The 370-nt window shown below is 54.1% G+C and carries 1 protein-coding gene; it reads left to right on the forward strand.

Translation table 11 applies throughout. The features are described from left to right. A partial coding sequence (locus tag AC1RPJ_RS07950) for a helicase-related protein (RefSeq protein ID WP_481762869.1) occupies positions 1–370 on the forward strand: 370 nt, incomplete at both ends.

Consider the following 370-nt stretch of genomic DNA (forward strand, 5'->3'; position numbering starts at 1 on the left):
GGCTCAATGAAGAAGACGGAGCGCGATGCTATCCTTCAGGAAGCCCGTCAGTACAAGATCAAGGTGTTGATCGGCACCACAAAGCTACTGACGACAGGCACAAACATTCCGCGTGCCTCGGCCCTGTATAGCGTGATTATGTCCAGCAACATGGAGAACGCAGAACAGCGCGGGGCTCGGGTGCTGACACCGTTCGAGGGCAAGCCCGAGCCAATCTGGCGTATCTTCTTGGACGACAGCAACGTGTATCGCAGGTGTTTGGCTAACGAGTGGTGGGGCTGCTTGAGCCCGCGATTCAAACCCATCATCTCGGATAAGGACCTGAAGATATTGAAGGACTATCTGAAGCAAACAAGCAACAGGTCTAGCT

The sequence above is a fragment of the Dellaglioa sp. CoH-57-MRSF-17 genome (assembly GCF_056782015.1).